This is a genomic window from Spirosoma sp. (assembly GCF_048594605.1).
Classification (GTDB): Bacteria; Bacteroidota; Bacteroidia; order Cytophagales; family Spirosomataceae; genus Spirosoma.
The window spans coordinates 1-15,330 of record NZ_JBMDWV010000319.1 but is presented as its reverse complement, the minus strand read 5'-3'; the positions used below and the strand labels follow the sequence as shown (position 1 = coordinate 15,330).

The 15,330-nt window shown below is 47.5% G+C and carries 12 protein-coding genes and 2 pseudogenes; 9 read left to right on the top strand and 5 right to left on the bottom strand.

Going from position 1 to position 15,330, the window contains the following annotated elements; translation table 11 throughout:
* The 4 genes and pseudogenes from ACOJS8_RS19230 to ACOJS8_RS19215 form a co-directional block, all read left to right on the top strand.
* Nucleotides 1–139: pseudogene (locus ACOJS8_RS19230) on the top strand (bifunctional histidinol-phosphatase/imidazoleglycerol-phosphate dehydratase); the annotation flags it as partial.
* A gap of 325 nt (nt 140–464) precedes the next feature.
* Nucleotides 465–1,031 (top strand): 1-acyl-sn-glycerol-3-phosphate acyltransferase, encoded by a 567-nt coding sequence (locus ACOJS8_RS19225; protein ID WP_420150168.1) that lies wholly within the window; start codon nt 465–467, stop codon nt 1,029–1,031.
* Nucleotides 1,032–1,282: 251 nt separating this feature from the next.
* Complete coding sequence (locus ACOJS8_RS19220) at nt 1,283–2,593, top strand: DUF3500 domain-containing protein (protein ID WP_420150167.1); 1,311 nt, start codon at nt 1,283–1,285, stop codon at nt 2,591–2,593.
* A gap of 285 nt (nt 2,594–2,878) precedes the next feature.
* Nucleotides 2,879–3,343, top strand: coding sequence for a response regulator (locus ACOJS8_RS19215; RefSeq protein WP_420150166.1), 465 nt, complete (start codon nt 2,879–2,881; stop codon nt 3,341–3,343).
* A gap of 178 nt (nt 3,344–3,521) precedes the next feature.
* On the opposite strand, the gene ACOJS8_RS19210 is transcribed toward ACOJS8_RS19215, so the two are convergent.
* Nucleotides 3,522–7,667 carry a CheR family methyltransferase gene (locus ACOJS8_RS19210; RefSeq protein WP_420150165.1) on the bottom strand — a complete coding sequence of 1,382 codons (4,146 nt, stop codon included), beginning with the start codon at nt 7,665–7,667 and terminating at the stop codon, nt 3,522–3,524.
* 102 nt (nt 7,668–7,769) lie between these two features.
* On the opposite strand from ACOJS8_RS19210, the gene ACOJS8_RS19205 reads away from it, so the two are divergent.
* Nucleotides 7,770–8,792 carry a chemotaxis protein CheB gene (locus ACOJS8_RS19205; RefSeq protein ID WP_420150164.1) on the top strand — a complete coding sequence of 341 codons (1,023 nt, stop codon included), beginning with the start codon at nt 7,770–7,772 and terminating at the stop codon, nt 8,790–8,792.
* Between the two features lie 25 nt (nt 8,793–8,817).
* Here the strand turns inward: ACOJS8_RS19205 and ACOJS8_RS19200 are convergent, their stop codons facing one another.
* The 3 genes from ACOJS8_RS19200 to ACOJS8_RS19190 form a co-directional block, all read right to left on the bottom strand.
* Nucleotides 8,818–9,162, bottom strand: coding sequence for a DUF4260 domain-containing protein (locus ACOJS8_RS19200; protein WP_420150163.1), 345 nt, complete (start codon nt 9,160–9,162; stop codon nt 8,818–8,820).
* A 47-nt stretch (nt 9,163–9,209) separates the two neighbouring features.
* Nucleotides 9,210–10,253 carry an NAD(P)H-binding protein gene (locus ACOJS8_RS19195; protein ID WP_420150162.1) on the bottom strand — a complete coding sequence of 348 codons (1,044 nt, stop codon included), beginning with the start codon at nt 10,251–10,253 and terminating at the stop codon, nt 9,210–9,212.
* Nucleotides 10,254–10,368: 115 nt separating this feature from the next.
* Nucleotides 10,369–11,511, bottom strand: coding sequence for a sodium:proton antiporter (locus ACOJS8_RS19190; RefSeq protein ID WP_420150161.1), 1,143 nt, complete (start codon nt 11,509–11,511; stop codon nt 10,369–10,371).
* Nucleotides 11,512–11,868: 357 nt separating this feature from the next.
* Between ACOJS8_RS19190 and ACOJS8_RS19185 the strand changes: the two genes are divergently transcribed.
* The 3 genes from ACOJS8_RS19185 to ACOJS8_RS19175 all read left to right on the top strand — a co-directional run bounded on the left by ACOJS8_RS19185 (nt 11,869) and on the right by ACOJS8_RS19175 (nt 13,411).
* Nucleotides 11,869–12,783: a hypothetical protein gene (locus ACOJS8_RS19185; RefSeq protein WP_420150160.1), complete on the top strand. Its 915-nt coding sequence runs from the start codon at nt 11,869–11,871 to the stop codon at nt 12,781–12,783.
* 3 nt (nt 12,784–12,786) lie between these two features.
* Entirely contained in the window at nt 12,787–12,948 is a 162-nt protein-coding gene (locus ACOJS8_RS19180) for a hypothetical protein (protein ID WP_420150159.1), read from the top strand.
* A gap of 79 nt (nt 12,949–13,027) precedes the next feature.
* Nucleotides 13,028–13,411, top strand: a complete 384-nt coding sequence (locus tag ACOJS8_RS19175; protein ID WP_420150158.1) for a DUF1398 family protein — start codon at nt 13,028–13,030, stop codon at nt 13,409–13,411.
* Between the two features lie 87 nt (nt 13,412–13,498).
* Here the strand turns inward: ACOJS8_RS19175 and ACOJS8_RS19170 are convergent, their stop codons facing one another.
* Nucleotides 13,499–14,755, bottom strand: a complete 1,257-nt coding sequence (locus ACOJS8_RS19170; RefSeq protein WP_420150157.1) for a 3-phosphoshikimate 1-carboxyvinyltransferase — start codon at nt 14,753–14,755, stop codon at nt 13,499–13,501.
* 109 nt (nt 14,756–14,864) lie between these two features.
* Here ACOJS8_RS19170 and ACOJS8_RS19165 point away from each other — a divergent pair.
* Nucleotides 14,865–15,330: pseudogene (locus tag ACOJS8_RS19165) on the top strand (N-acetylglucosamine-6-phosphate deacetylase); the annotation flags it as partial.

Below are 15,330 nucleotides of genomic sequence, written 5' to 3'. Positions count from 1 at the left end.
GAATATCAAAGTAGAAGGCGATAATGAGCATCACAAGATCGAAGCGATTTTTAAGGCCTTTGCCAAATCCATTAAAATGGCTGTCCGGCGTGATCTTAAAGAAATCGACAACCTTCCAAGTACAAAGGGAGTTCTCTGATGGTCAATACCCGCCGATTATTAATCGAGAGGGATTCCTGATTTTCGCTAATAACTATTGACTGACAACTAGCGACTATCGACTCTTTCTGTGTACTTTTGCACCGACATTCAACTGAATACAAACTACAAACATGGATTTATCAACACCTTTGACACTTCTGTTCTACGCTGTTCTCCTGATCGCTTCGTTCATGACAGGTCGATGGTTAGAAAAGAATGACCGGAAATACTAATTTAAGTTGACAGTCGTCAGCCAATAAACGCTGGTATCGTTCCGAATCGATTACCATCTATCGACTGACGACTGTTGGCTATCAACTACTATGTTTAGTGCCCTTGCCCGTTGGTTGTTCAAAATTGCTGGCTGGCAACTCGTTGGCAACGTTACTACCCTACCTAAGACCATCTGGGTCGTTGCTCCACACACCACAAACTGGGATTTTCTGGTTGGTCTGGGTGCCCGGGCAGCTAGCCGGGTGTGGGTTCAATACCTCGCCAAAAGTTCGTTATTTACCTGGTACTCAGGATGGCTTTTCCGCGCTTTGGGTGGCAAACCTGTCTACCGTGATAGATCGCATAATCTGGTTGATAGTATTGTCGCCGTTTTCAACCAGCACCAGCAGCTCCATATCTGTATTGCCCCCGAAGGCACACGTAGCAACGTAGCAAAAATAAAAACAGGCTTCTATTACATCGCTCTCAAAGCACAGGTTCCCTATATTCCGGTTGGTTTCGACTGGCCCCGGAAGCTGGTTATTCTGGGCGATCCTCTGTATGCCACCGGCAATTACGAACAGGATATGGTACCTTTCTACGCGTTTTTCTCACAGGTGCAGGGTGTCAAAAAAGACTGGCTCCGCCAGTGGGAAGAAACGGGAGTCATAAACTGAATGATACGTTTGTTCTATAACTTATCTAATTATCGCTTAGCATTTCGCCATATTTCCGGGTTGCTATTTCTTACCTACCTCTTTTTATCAACAACTCTCCCTGTTGATCGAATAGTTATAAGACGTTCCTAACTATTAAAAAGAGAATAGTATCTTTAAAGCCTATGAATGGGCAATTTATCCGACTTACGTTAGCTGTTTTCTTTTTTCTGAGTGTGGTAATCTCCTGCAAAAAAACGGAGAATGATATCATGAGAGCTCCTTCCTTAAACTGCTCATCAGTCTCGATCAGTCCCGGAACATTCACAAACAGTGGGATCATCCAGGGCGCTACGTTATCGGTTGGCCTGAAGGATGCAACAGCAGGCTCAGTAACCTTCAACATTATTAGTTCCAGTCCTGATTTTTCGCCCGCTACGTATACAACACCAGTGACAGATGGGCAAACCAGTGTTGCCATTCCACTCAGGTTCGATGGTACGTCGAGCGTTACGTCGGCTACCTTTACCGTATCGGCAGGAACGTATGCGTCAGGCTTCTGTTCAACAACAGCAACGATTTCAGCGGGTTCATCGACGACCACAACAACGCCCGACTGCGGCACAGCTACAACCACCGTAGCGAAAGTTGTATGTGCTGCCAATGCGTTTCTGGCTACGCTTACCGACGCCCAAAAATCCGACGTCGTCTTAACTTATGATCAAACCAATGCGGTTAAATGGTCAAATCTGCCCTGCGGCTCGGGTTGCCGAAATGGCCTACAGTTAGCCAATCTGACCGATACTCAGGCAAAGGCAGCTCTGGCGGTTGTTGCCGCAGCTACCGGTACTACTGCTAATGAAGGGTATGACGAAGTGATGCAAATTCGGGCCGCCGACGACATACTGAAAGCAGCAGATGGAGCAGGCGGCTATTCGTCAGGTGCTTATTTTATTGCTTTTCTGGGTACTCCTTCCACAACCAGCACCTGGCAGCTCCAGTTTGGTGGCCATCATTTAGCCATTAACAAAACCTACAAGGCAGGCGAAGTGCAGGGGGTCACTCCTCAGTTTACGGGCGTTGAGCCCAGAAGCTGGACGACCACAGATGGAATGGCTTACGCTCCTCTTAAGAACGAACACGACGCTATGGCAACTATGCTTGCGTCGTTCAGTAACGATCAGCTTGCCAGTGCTAAATTGGGCAGCACCTTCAACAACGTAGTACTCGGCCCGAATAATGACGGAAAATTTCCGACAACCAAAGAGGGGATCAAAGTCAGTCGTTTAAATGCAGACCAACAGGCTTTGGTTCTGGCCGCCATGAAGCCCTGGTTGCAGGACACTGATACCGCTACTACGGCTAAATTATTGGCAATTTACCAGAATGAGCTGGCCGATACGTACGTAGCTTATTCAGGAAACACTTCCCTTACAAACAACGCAGATTATGTTCGCATTGACGGGCCTGGTGTCTGGATTGAATTTGTTTGTCAGACAAGCGTCGTATATTCTACTCAAATTAATTACCAAAGCGTCTGGCGCGATCATATTCGCGATTATGGCGGAAGCTTCTCTTTCTAATGGCCGCTCTGCTGGTCTCTGTCGTTTACGAAAAGGTACTTATTATAACGTATCAGATAATGGTATTTACGCTATACAAAAATTTAGCCTGAGGTATCGGCTTTTATGTTTACCTAAACATTAAAGGAAAAAATCTATTCTTAACAGCTATTGAAAAATAACAGCTGCTTTCTGTCAACAAAAACTATAATTCAATTAATTTTATCTACCCCACAACCAATTAGTCACTCCCTCATTAATAATGGTAGCCCAACTGTTAACCACCCTGTTCAATCATAAACTCAAATGACCAACACTCCTTATCAGAAACATCACAAATCGAAAAAAGCCACAATCCTTGTTATTGAGGACAATGCCGATCAGTGGTTTTTAATTCGCTGGGCTCTACAGCAACGTTTTCCGGAAGTAGATGCGATCTGGATGCCAGAAGCCACACAGGCCGTAATGTACCTGGAAACCTGTGTGCAAACTGGGTGTGAACTGCCCAAGTTAGTGCTGCTGGATCTGTACCTTCCCGATCGGCAACAGGGCTGCAACCTGCTGCAGATCCTTAAAGCGCATCACATATACCGGGAAATTCCTGTAGTTGTCCTGAGCTATTCAAACGATAAGGACGATATAAGTGAATCGTACGCGCTCCGTTCAAATTCCTACATCGTTAAGCCAAGTGGTTACGACAAATGGCTGGAATGCATTACGTCCTTTCGGCATTACTGGTGGGAAGCGGTTACGTTGCCAAAGTATATTTAACGCTACGTAGTGTTACGTGCCGGTTTGTTACACACAACGGGATACGTTGTGGCCAGGCTAATGCCTTGACATTGCCTATAGACGTATCGTTGCATTAAAAAACAAACCTGGGTGGTCTGTCTGGTTCGCCCACCAGTGGTTACGTGAACCAGACTGACCACCCTGAATTGCAGAATTCTTACTCAGAATAGGTTCGTGGAAATGATACCTCAAACCGTGTACCGACACCCGGCTGGCTATCTATTTCTAACCGGGCGTTCAATAATTCGCACAACTGCCGAACAATGATCAGCCCTATACCTTCGCTTGTTTTAGAGCGAGTTACCTTCAGTAACCCCGGCCCCGTATCGGCCACAATTAGTTGCCAGTAATCCGTGTTGGCATCCGCTTTCCAGCTCACTGTTACGCCCCCAGTCTGGGTATATTTCAGTGCATTGAGTAAAAGATTTTGGGCGATTCGTCGCACATTAACCACATCGCCTTCAACAGAAAGTGTTTCTTCGCCTTCAGAACGTAACCATAAGCCCTTTTCATCAGCTAACGGTCGCACACTTTCGACCATGCCACTGAGCTGCTCAGCGGCATCGAAGGGCGCTATCTGCCGTTGCTCCTGTCCGGCTTCCAAACGGGCAACATCCAGCAATTCGGTCAACATCTGTGTAGCTTCCCGCAGGTTTCGCTGAAGCATGGATAGCATCTGCTCTCGCTCGGCTTCTGTATTGGCCATATTGAGCAGCGTGGCCGCTCCCTGAATAATGCCAAAATTACCCCGCAAATCGTGTGAGGTACTACGTAGAAACTCACCCCGATCCTGTATGTGCTGACGGAGTTGGGTTAATACCCGAAGGTTATCGTTCGAGTTTTCCAGTTCATTGAGCAGATCATCCTGCTGTGCCTCCGCTCTTTTCAAGGCAGTAATATCGTAACCCATCAATACAACCCCATCATCATACTTTGTGAGCGTAATGAGTACCCATTGTTCGCTTTTGGGGTCGAATCGTTCTTCCTGAAACGGCCCGCCTGTTTCCAGGACGCGCCGAATGTTTTCGACGGTATGCTCCTGCCAGAGACTGCCCGCCAATTGAGAAGCAAGTGTCCCAACCAATTCCTCTATAGTTTGGCCGGTCATTTGGGCAAACTCCTGGTTACAAACGACCAATCGGAAATTAGCCACATATTCCTCTTGCCTGATTGGTTTCAGAAAGCCAATAACGGCTTTTGAACTGTTCAGTACCGCCTGCAGATTTAGTGCCGTCTGCTCCAGCTCCGCCGTGCGCTCCTGTACGTGCCGGTCCAGTTCCTGGTTAATTTCTTTTTGCAGATGCACATCAGCCGAGCTACCAATATACCCACTGAATGCCCCATCAGCGCCGAACATTGGCTGAGCCTTTTCCAGCATCCATCGGTAATCGCCGTCGTGTCGGCGCAGGCGATATTCAGTCGTAAAGGCTTCCCGCGACTTCACGTGTAGTTGATGCTGACGCTGATAAGCCGCCTGATCGTCGGAATGCAAGGATAGCCCGATACCATGCGTTCTAACATCTTCGAGGGTCCGCCCCGTATAGGAGAGCCAGACTTTGTTCAGGAACGTAACGTTCCCATTAGCGTCGGTCACCCAGATGAGCGAGGGTACGCTATCGGCAATGTTATGAAACCAGGCTTCGCGCTCGGCCAGCAGTCGCTCCGCCCGGCGATGTTCCGTTATATCTTCTATGGCCAACAGAATAGAATCCTGCTGCCGTACTACCCGTCGGGCATTGAGCGATAAATGTTTCTGACCGATTTCCGATGATAAGTAGGTTAGCTCGTACCCCTGAAATTGCACATCCGACGTAATGATATCGGTCAGCATGAGCCGCAACTCAGGAACGTCCCACTGGCGATTCCCTAATTCATAGATGAGCCGCCGTTCGGCTTCATCTTCTCTTAACTGAAACAATCGATAAAACGCCTGATTGGCGCTTTTAATCCGCAGATCGGCATCGAGTACCAGCGTAGCTTCACGAATGGTACCAAATATATCTTCAGCAAACCGGTACGCTTCTGAGAGCTGGTCGTTACGTACCTGCAACTCCTGATTGATTGTCAGCAGTTCTTCGTTTGTCGACTCAATCTCTTCCTTACTGGTTTCGAGTTCTTCATTAATACTCTGCAATTCTTCATTGCTGCTAATGATTTCCTCATTAGCCGATTGCAGTTCTTCGTTGCTGGCTTCCTGCTCCTCAATAATGGAGCGCATATCTTCCCGCAGATTGGCTAACTCGCTTTCCAGTTCTTTGATACGTCGATTACGGGCGTCGGCCGTGTGGGTGGTAGAGGCAACGGGCGGGTCAACTTCCTCAAAAATGATCAGGAATAGCCGCTCTTCCCCAACGGTATTGAGCGGAACGGCTTCGATCGCTACGTAGTGAATTTTATTCTTTACCCTGATTTCCAGACCACTCTTGCGCACCGGCTCGTTCGATTTCTGGACTTTATGGACTGCATTCCGTAACTCAAACACCAACGACGGCCGGGCCATCTTAAGTAGATTCAGGCTGGCTTTGCCGGGTGCCGGTTCCAGAAAGAGGCCCGTTGAGCCCCGAAACTGAAGAATCTCCAGATCCTGATTGACGACCACGCTGGCCGGTACGTACTGACTGAGCAACAGATTATCAACCACTTTTTCTAAATCTGAAGCTGCACCCAAACGATCCTGACCTGCCGATGAAAAATTCTCTGATGCTGTATTGCCCGGCGATACTATATTTCTTGGCATTAATGAATGGCGGCTGGATAACCGGTCGCCTTCCGGCGTGCGGGGGGTCAGGGTAAAGGTTGCCCGGCTATCAACATCGTTTTTTCGGGCAAAGACCTTGTAGTTTTTTTCCAGTTGCGAAAACAGCTGCGCCGACGTACCAACTGTTTCCGATTTTCCCAGGATCAAATAACCGTTGGGATTCAACGCGTAATGGAACGTAACAATGGCCTTGCGCTGGAGGGTAGTATCCAGATAGATGAGTAGATTCCGGCAACTGACCAGATCAAGTCGGGAGAACGGCGGATCTTTCAGTAAGTTATGCGGAGCAAATACGCACAGGTCTCGTACCGACTTATTGATACGATAGTGATCGTCTACTTTTGTGAAAAACCGTTGTAGCCGCCGGGCCGATACGTCCATCACCTCACCGCGCGTGTAGCTACCCAGACGCGCTTTGGCCACGGCCGATTCGCTCAGATCCGTAGCAAAAATCTGAATGGTTCGGCTAAGTGCCCGTTCGCCCATTACTTCCAGCAGCAGCATAGCCAGTGAGTAAGCTTCCTGACCAGTTGAGCAGGCAGGTACCCAGATACGTAGCGACTCCTGCGCCGATTTTTCCCGAATCAGTTGCGGCAACAATACTTTCTGGAGATAGTCCATAGTTTCGGCATCTCGGAAAAATGTTGTTACGTTAATCAGCAGGTCATCGTACAACAAACCGGCTTCTTCGGGATTCTTACGCAGATAATCGGTGTATTCGCGCAGTGATTCCAGTTTATAGAGCAGCGTCCGTCGAATAATACGTCGGCGGATGGTTGTTACTTTGTAATGGGTAAAGTCGACGCCCGTAGCCCGGCGCAGCAACTGAATAATATTCCGTAAATCTTCGTTAGTCCCTGCCGTTGGCTCATTCATCAGAGTCTCCAGGCTTTCGGCCTCCTGCGATTCGGTCAGTGTCGTTTGCTGAAAAATGTCTGTTTGCTTGCTCAATCGCTCCAGCTCACGGGCAATTTCGACCGGAGGCAGTATCCGGTCTACAACGCCTTCGGCAATCGCTGATCGGGGCATACTCTGAAACTTAGCCGTTTCGTCCTGCGCAAACGTAATTCCCACAGCCGCTTTGATGGCTCGCAGCCCTAACGTACCGTCGGAGGCTGTTCCCGATAGTACAATGGCGATGGCACCATTCTTCTGCCGTCCGGCCAGCGACAGAAAAAACTGGTCGATGGGCATATGAATGACTGACCTGCTTTTACGTGGTACCAGCGTCAGTACACCATCCAATACCTCCAGATCGCGGTCGTGCGGAATGATATACAGATGATTAGGTTCTACCTGCATCAAATGCTCGGCTTCCAGCACGGGCATAGACGTAGCACGACCTAAAATAGCAGCCAGGTGGCTTTCCTGCGTCGGATCGAGGTGCTGGATATATACGTAAGCCAGCCCCGTGGTGGGCGATAGGTTTTTCAGTAATTCTTCTACCGCTTCCTGACCACCGGCCGAAGCTCCAATAGCAACTATTGGAACGTTTAGATGAGATTTAGACTCATCCGAATCAGATGGTTCTTTGCTTTTTGCCATATTCGATAAGCCCAGCCTGAACTAAGCAGCAATACTGTGGTTTAGGGTAGATAGAGAACTTGTTACGAAACCCATGTATAAAGGTAATCCTTAACTGCAAAGATGGCAAAACGAGATATTATTGTTGTTGGTGCGTCGGCCGGTGGCGTTTACGCCTTAAAAGATCTGGTCGCTAGCCTACCGCCCGATCTGAAAGCGGCCATTTTTGTGGTTATGCACGTATCACCGCATTCGCCCAGCTTTCTGCCCGATATTCTGACCTCAGCAGGGCCGTTGCCTGCTACGCATCCAAAAGACGGAGAACTGGTTCAGCAGGGTCATATTTATGTAGCGCCACCAGACCATCACCTGCTGGTCGAATTTGATCAGGTGATTGTAAAAAAGGGACCCAAAGAAAACAGGTTTCGCCCTTCTATCGATGCCCTCTTTCGCTCCGCTGCGTATACGTATGGGCCACGCGTTATTGGCGTCGTGCTGACAGGTATGCTCAACGACGGTACGTCAGGAATGTGGTCAATCAAGCGCCTGGGTGGTATTACGGTGGTTCAGGAACCACAGGATGCCATGTACCCCAGTATGCCCGATAACGTACTGGACAATGTGGATGTAGACTATCAGTTGCCTGTAAAAGACATGGCAGCCTTACTCACCCAATTGAGCAACGAGGATGTTTCCAGTAAACCGGAACTATCGGAAAAAGAACTGAATCTGATCGAAACCGAGATAAACATTGCGGCTCAGGACAACGCCTTCGAACTGGGTATTCTCAATCTGGGTGAACTCACCCCACTCACCTGCCCGGAGTGCAATGGTTCATTGATCAGCATTAAAGAAGGGATGCTCATTCGGTATCGGTGTCATACGGGTCACGCATTCACGGCAAGCTCGTTGTTGGCCGAAACGACAAAGGTGGTGGAAGAGTCGTTCTGGAAAGCCGTCCGGAGCCTGGAAGAAACAGTCATTCTGCTCGAACAGTCGGGCAAGCAGTTTGCCGAAGGCGGCAATCAGAAAGCGTCTGAAGAGTTTTTCGAGAAAGCCCGTGAAACCCGTGAGCGGGCACGTAAAGCGCATGATATGGCTTTTCAGCAGGAGAAACTTAGCGAGGATTCTGTTCTGGAGAAGTAGCGGGCTAAACGCTCACATCGACCAATTACAGGTCTCCTAAACTCGTGTGTTTGAAGCTGTCAGGATATTTCAAACCATACCCAAACATACGATCCATGCTCGAATGGGCAAAGAGAATTATGCCTGCCAACAGCAGATTCTGGTTATTGGTCATTAAACCCAGCAGTCCAATCAAAACCCCCAGGCCTTTGTGATGTACTACGTTGTAAGTAACCGCTCCGAGGGCTGGATTGACGGCATAACCGATCATACTAAGGTCAGGCAGGAGAATCAGCGCAGGAAACCACCACCAGGCAAAATGTAGGCGCGAGAACAGATAAATGGCTCCCAGAAACTGGATCAGTTCTTCAGACTTCAATAAATTTTTCATCTGATTATCAGATTTTTGTAGATAAATTAACGTAACGTAGAAAAGAATTAATCAGTAGTCAGCGCTCGCTTACCTGTAGTATTTATGGGCGTAAATGAACGCTTCAACTGATGTTGGGCAAACCAGGTCAATGTTTCTGTCAATGCCTGGGTCATGGGTGTTGGACGGAAATCCGGAAACAAGCGCAGCACTTTTTTGTCCTCAAGCACAATTGTATTCTCGTACAGGTAAAGCATCTCCTTCAACTCGCGAAGCACCGGCATGAATATGCCCAATACACTGATTTGAAAGCGATTGTACACCTGCATTTTCAGCGACTTACCCGTTAGGGCACAAATCTCGTCAAACCAGGCCCGCATAGAGGAAACCGTTGTACCGCCGTAATTATAAACTTCATAAGGAGGCTCGATACGTTGTTCTCCTTGACTCCAGATCATTAATCGCCCAATAAGTTCGGCGGCATCTTTCGTATAAACAGCCTGATGTGGAATATCAGCATTTATGATCCAGGGCAGGGCTTTGCCGTTCAGCGCATTTTCGAAAATCGGTTTTACCCCCTCATTCAATACGTTCGGCCCCCAGAAATCAGGCAAGCGAACATTCAGTACACGACATTTTCCGGCCTTGGCCGCCTGTTCCAGCATAGCCTCGATCTCGACACGTAACTGCCCTTTGCGAGTACAGGGGTTTGGGCGGCTATCTTCACGAATGGGTTCTTTTGTATTTCCGAAATTGTACACGTTCCCGGCAAAAACGATGGTGGCATGGTTCTGTGCTGCCGCGTCAATTACTTTTTGCGTAACGGTATCCATATTCCCAAACCATTTGTTGTAGGGGTAATTAATACCGTGAAAAATAAAGTCTTTATCGATCGAAAGCTGATTAAGTAGTGATACGTTGTGCGCATCTCCCTCCACAATTGTAAGCGTTGGCCGATGGGAGAACAGCGCTTCGGCTTTGGCCCGATTGCGAACCAGGATGGTAACGGGTAGTTGGCGAGCGAGCAGATTTTCCGTGACAGCATAACCAATGCTTCCGGTTGCGCCCAAAACAAGCGTATGAAAGGTATTTTTAGAGGAAGTCGTTTTCATAACCTTTGTCTATCAATTAGTACATGACAAAGGTCCGCCGAACGAGTCAGCCAGTCGCTGACGAACTACGCAAATCAAGTGACCAATTACGAAAAAGTGAGTTGACGTTACGCATCTACAGGGAGGGCTCTTCAGAATCCTGGGCGATCTTTTCGTCAAGTGTTTCTACTTCATCCCGCACCTTGGGCATAGTCATCAAACCAACCATCATAACTAAAGCCGTTAAGATAATTACCTGAATAATGAGTGACTTACTGACCAGATCAATCTGCTGGGTAACCGGAATTGACAAATAGAGCAGAATTGTAATCAGCCCCCGTGGTGCGATATATAGCAGTGGATACAATTTAAACCCAAATAATTTAAGGTGGATGGCTCTGATCGCGTAAATGGCAATTACGATCCCCAGTGCCCATAAGGCCGTTTTTTCGTTCAGAATATCAGGCGTTTCCAATAAATAGCCAAAAAGGAGAAAGAATAGCGTCCTGATTAAAAAAGTCATCTCGGCTGTCAGCTCCTTAAGCCTGTTTACTTCCCGGTTTAAACTATCCGGATTCAGCTTAGCAATCCATTTAAGCGACTTTAGTTCATCAAGATTACCCAGAAAAATACCCAGAATAAGAATAAAAACTAAGGAGGGTAAATGATAAATTTTTGAAACTGAATAAATAAGGATTACCAATAAAATAATAGGCACAAACTTCACATGATGCCCTATGTTTTTCAGTAAAAAAGCAAGCCCAATGGTAGCCATAAATGAGATGATAACCATCAGCGTAAAATCTCTTATAAAATGACCAAATGAAAAGACGTCAATGGTTGTATTAAGCGTAATAAAATTAAAGAATAATATGCCAATAATATCAGACAGACTACTCTCGTAAACGACAAATTCGCGATCAGAAGAAGTTAGAAATCTGGCACTTGGTATAGCAATAGCGCTGCTTATGATACAAAGTGGAATAATATTGGCGAGGTTATCTTTAAACGAGGGATAACCAAAATATTGAAAAGCAAAATCAAGCAAAAACGCGAGAATAAATACCGGAAGTAAAGCTACCCATAGTGATTTATTAATCAGCTTGATTTTAGACCGATTTAATTCTAATTCCAGCGATCCTTCCAGCACAATAAGTATTAATCCAACGGTGCCAAGTATGGGTAAAATTGGCATTAAATTTGGCACGGCAATTTCCCAATAAAAAGATATTTGCCGTACAATCCACCCTAGTACAATCAGAAGTATAACTGAAGGCACTTTTGTCTTTGGAGACGTAATGTCGAATCCATAAGCAATAAGTAACAAAGTGCATATGGTAATAATAATTGTACTAGTCATTCTAATTGAGAAATAGCCTAAGAATTTGCCTCGCTCACTGAATCAAATACTACGAATCGCAACTTATTAAAAGGCGTTAATTTTAACCGCCTGTTACGAAAAGTAGGTACGCCAGGACGCAAGCTCAGCTAAAATTAATGGTATACGTAAATGATACCAACATTTATCCTGAAAATGCTACGAGACTGAATTTATCATAAATAGCAACACAACCGGCTAAACCTGCGTAATTCATATACTATTGCCTTAACCATCCTATCAGACAAGCACTGTCTTATGAAACATCTCTCGCTTTTCTGTCTGTTGTTCTGCTTCGTCTTATCATCGGCGCTGGCGCAGGAAACCGAGGTTGATACGGCTTATTACAGGAATCCTTTGCAACGCCGAGCTATACTGACAGCCGATCCCGAAGATAACCGTACTCTGCGCCAGCCGAAGCGGGGGCGTCTTACAGGTATAAATGAAATGGGGAGTGAGTTATGGCAGCGCGTCACAGAAACACAGACCTGGTATGTAAGCGCAGAAGGTAGTTTTCGCAGCGATGCCAGTACATTAACCAACACCTTAAACGGACTGGTCAGCAACCCCACTCAGGTTAAAGCGGCCTGGGGCGCACTGTTCGGTTATACGTACCGCAACGCATGGGCAGTAGAAACGGGCTACGTCAATGCCCCAATTCACCTCCCGATCAGAATTGCTAATGGCGCGGATCCACTTACGTTTGATTATAAAAATAGCGGCAACGGTATTCCACTACGTATAAAACGACGTATCGGCTCAGGAAAGCGGACCGAAAACGGAACCGGATTCTGGCTAACAGCCGGAGCCTGGCTTGTTCCCAACGGAAATGCACCGATGGACGACTTCCGGTTAATTGGCTACATTTCCCGGAATCGCGGAAGCCGTACTGATACGTTACGTCTGACGAATACGACAACAACAGCGAATCGTATTACAGGTCTGGCCGAAGCGGGCATTGACTACGCAGTCCGTTTGTCTTCTTTTCTGGAACTAGGGACGTTCGTTCGTAAATACTGGGGATTTGGCGATGCGCTTCGCTCTGAAATAATTTATACGGTCAATAACGCATCAGAGCAACAATCGTTTATAACCGCCAATGGTACAGGCTGGAGCTTTGGCATCGCTCTGCGCTATATTTATGGGCGACAACATGAACTAAGCCGGCAATAACCTATGCGATTTCAGCATTACGTACCATCCGACCGATTAAAATCTTACGTCAAGTGGTTTGTCATTTCGGAAAGTGCTGATGAGCAGACCTATCAAATTCTGCCCGACACATCGCTGGTAATAGGTTTTCAGTATCGCGGCCAGTTGGCCTGTCTGGATACGTAGCAACGGCTCGAAAAACGGTTTTGCACAAGCTCATTTAAGCTGCACTGCTGATATTTGTGTTCTGAAAAACAACACGAAGATGTCAATCGAAGAAACGATTCAACAAGCCTACACTACTGCTAAAAATTACCCCGACCTGGCTCAGAAGCTCGCTGATGCGGGTGTGCAATCCTATACCGTTGAGGTATCGTCCGGAAATATTCTTTACCGGTTCGCTGACGGAGCAACGCTCCTGCACCCGAACGTAATTGAACCCAGAGCTATAGCTACCACCTTTGATCAGAACGGAACGATACGTTCAATCCGGGAGAATCAACAGGGAAAATCAGATTACTCCGGCTTTATGGACGCAATTGCCCAGGCCGGTGTACGCTTTTACGACGCCATTCTGACAGGCTCCAACAAACGAGTCATTTATATAGGCATCGGAGGGTTCTACGAAGAAAGAATACCGATTGCTTAACGGATACGGCCTGAGCTAAAATGCAATCAGCCCTGCCGAATGAAATGTTTTATTCATTCGGCAGGGCTGATGTATGCGCAAGTTAACTTATTTCACGGCTTCAACCGTAGCAACCCGGGCCATATCCTCCCAGAAACTAGGATAGGATTTAGCCACTACGCCCGGCTCTTCAATAATGATTTCTTCCTGCATGGCTACGGGAGCAAAGGCCATTGCCATGCGGTGATCATCATACGTAGCGATCGTAGCGGGCTTTTTCGGTTTATCACTAAGCTGGTGAACTTCGTAACGATGGTTAGGCTCAAGTTCAACCAGTTCGGCGCCAATGTTCTGTAACTCAGCCTGCAAAGCGGCTACACGGTCGGTTTCCTTAATCTTAAGACTTTCTATTCCGGTCAATGTCAGCGTTACGTCCTTCACAGCCGCACAGACAGCCACCGTCTGCGCTAAATCCGGACAATCCGTAAAATCCCAGGCTAGTGACGCATCGGCTGGGCGTTTGGTTAGGCGAACTCCCGTGTCAGTGAACGTACTGTCAACACCCAAAGCCCGCATGATGTCGACAATAGCGCTATCGCCCTGCAAAGATTTTGCCTTCAGACCCAGTAAATTGATTTCAGCCGTCTCATCTTTTGCCAAAGCCGCCACACTGTACCAGTAACTCGCCCCCGACCAATCGGATTCAATAGTATAAGGTTTCGGTACGTAGGGTTTTGGCGCTACGGTAATCGTCTTAGCCTCCCAATCGGCCTGCACATCCGCCCCGAAATAAATCATCTGTTCCAATGTCATTTCGATATATGGCCGGGAACCCACCGATCCGGTCAATTCTAAAGTCAACCCATTGGGTAACATAGGGGCAATCATCAGCAGGGCCGAAATATATTGGCTGCTGACATCACCGCGAATACTGATCCGATTGGCTGATGAAGGGTTGAATCCATTAATTTTCATCGGGGGATATCCATCTTTGTTCAGATACGTAATATCAGCACCGAGAGTGCGTAACGCATCGACCAGAATTCCAATCGGCCGTTCGCACATACGGGGCGTACCCGTCATTGTTTTGTGCTTACCCGTCACAGCAAAATATGCGGTCAGAAAACGCATAGTTGTTCCGGCATCCAATACATCGGCTATTTCGTCGTCAGCTTTCAGCAGCCGGATCATGGTCTGCGTATCGCGGGCGGTGGAGAGATTTTGCAGTTGGCATTGGAAGCCCGTCAGGGCGTCGATGATGAGCGCACGATTGCTTTCACTTTTGGAAGAAGCCAGCGGAATTGTGGCCTGAACAATACCGGGCTGAGTCAGCGTGGCGGGGGGAAGTAAACGAACAGCGTTCAAAAGATAAACAGATTGTAACGGACACAAAATTGTTCGCAAAACAACGAAAAATCGGCTACATTCCGGCCATCATTAGTCCATTACGCGGTTCAAAAACCGTTTTTATCATATGAATCAGTTTATCAATGCCACGCTCTTTACGGGCGAAGAGTGGATTTCCAATGCGTCGGTACGTATCGCCAATGGCCGGATTCTGGACGTCACGACCACAGAAACTTCTACTGATAATCAAGTCGTTACCGACTTAAATGGCGACTACTTGATTCCGGGGCTGGTTGACCTTCAACTTTACGGCGGATCAAACCTTTTCCTTAACGACGTTCCAACTCCCGACACAGTACGGCACATTTACGATTCTCACCTACGCAACGGCACAACTACGCTCCTGCCTACCATTCATTCAACGTCACTCGCGGTTATGCAGCAGTCGATGGCGGCCGTAGCAACGGTACGTAGCGAAAACCCATTGGGCGTACCCGGCATTCATATCGAAGGTCCCTATTTCAATCCCATCAAACGGGGCGCCCATAGCATGGCTTATGTACGCAAACCCGCCGAAGGAGACTTGGAAACCC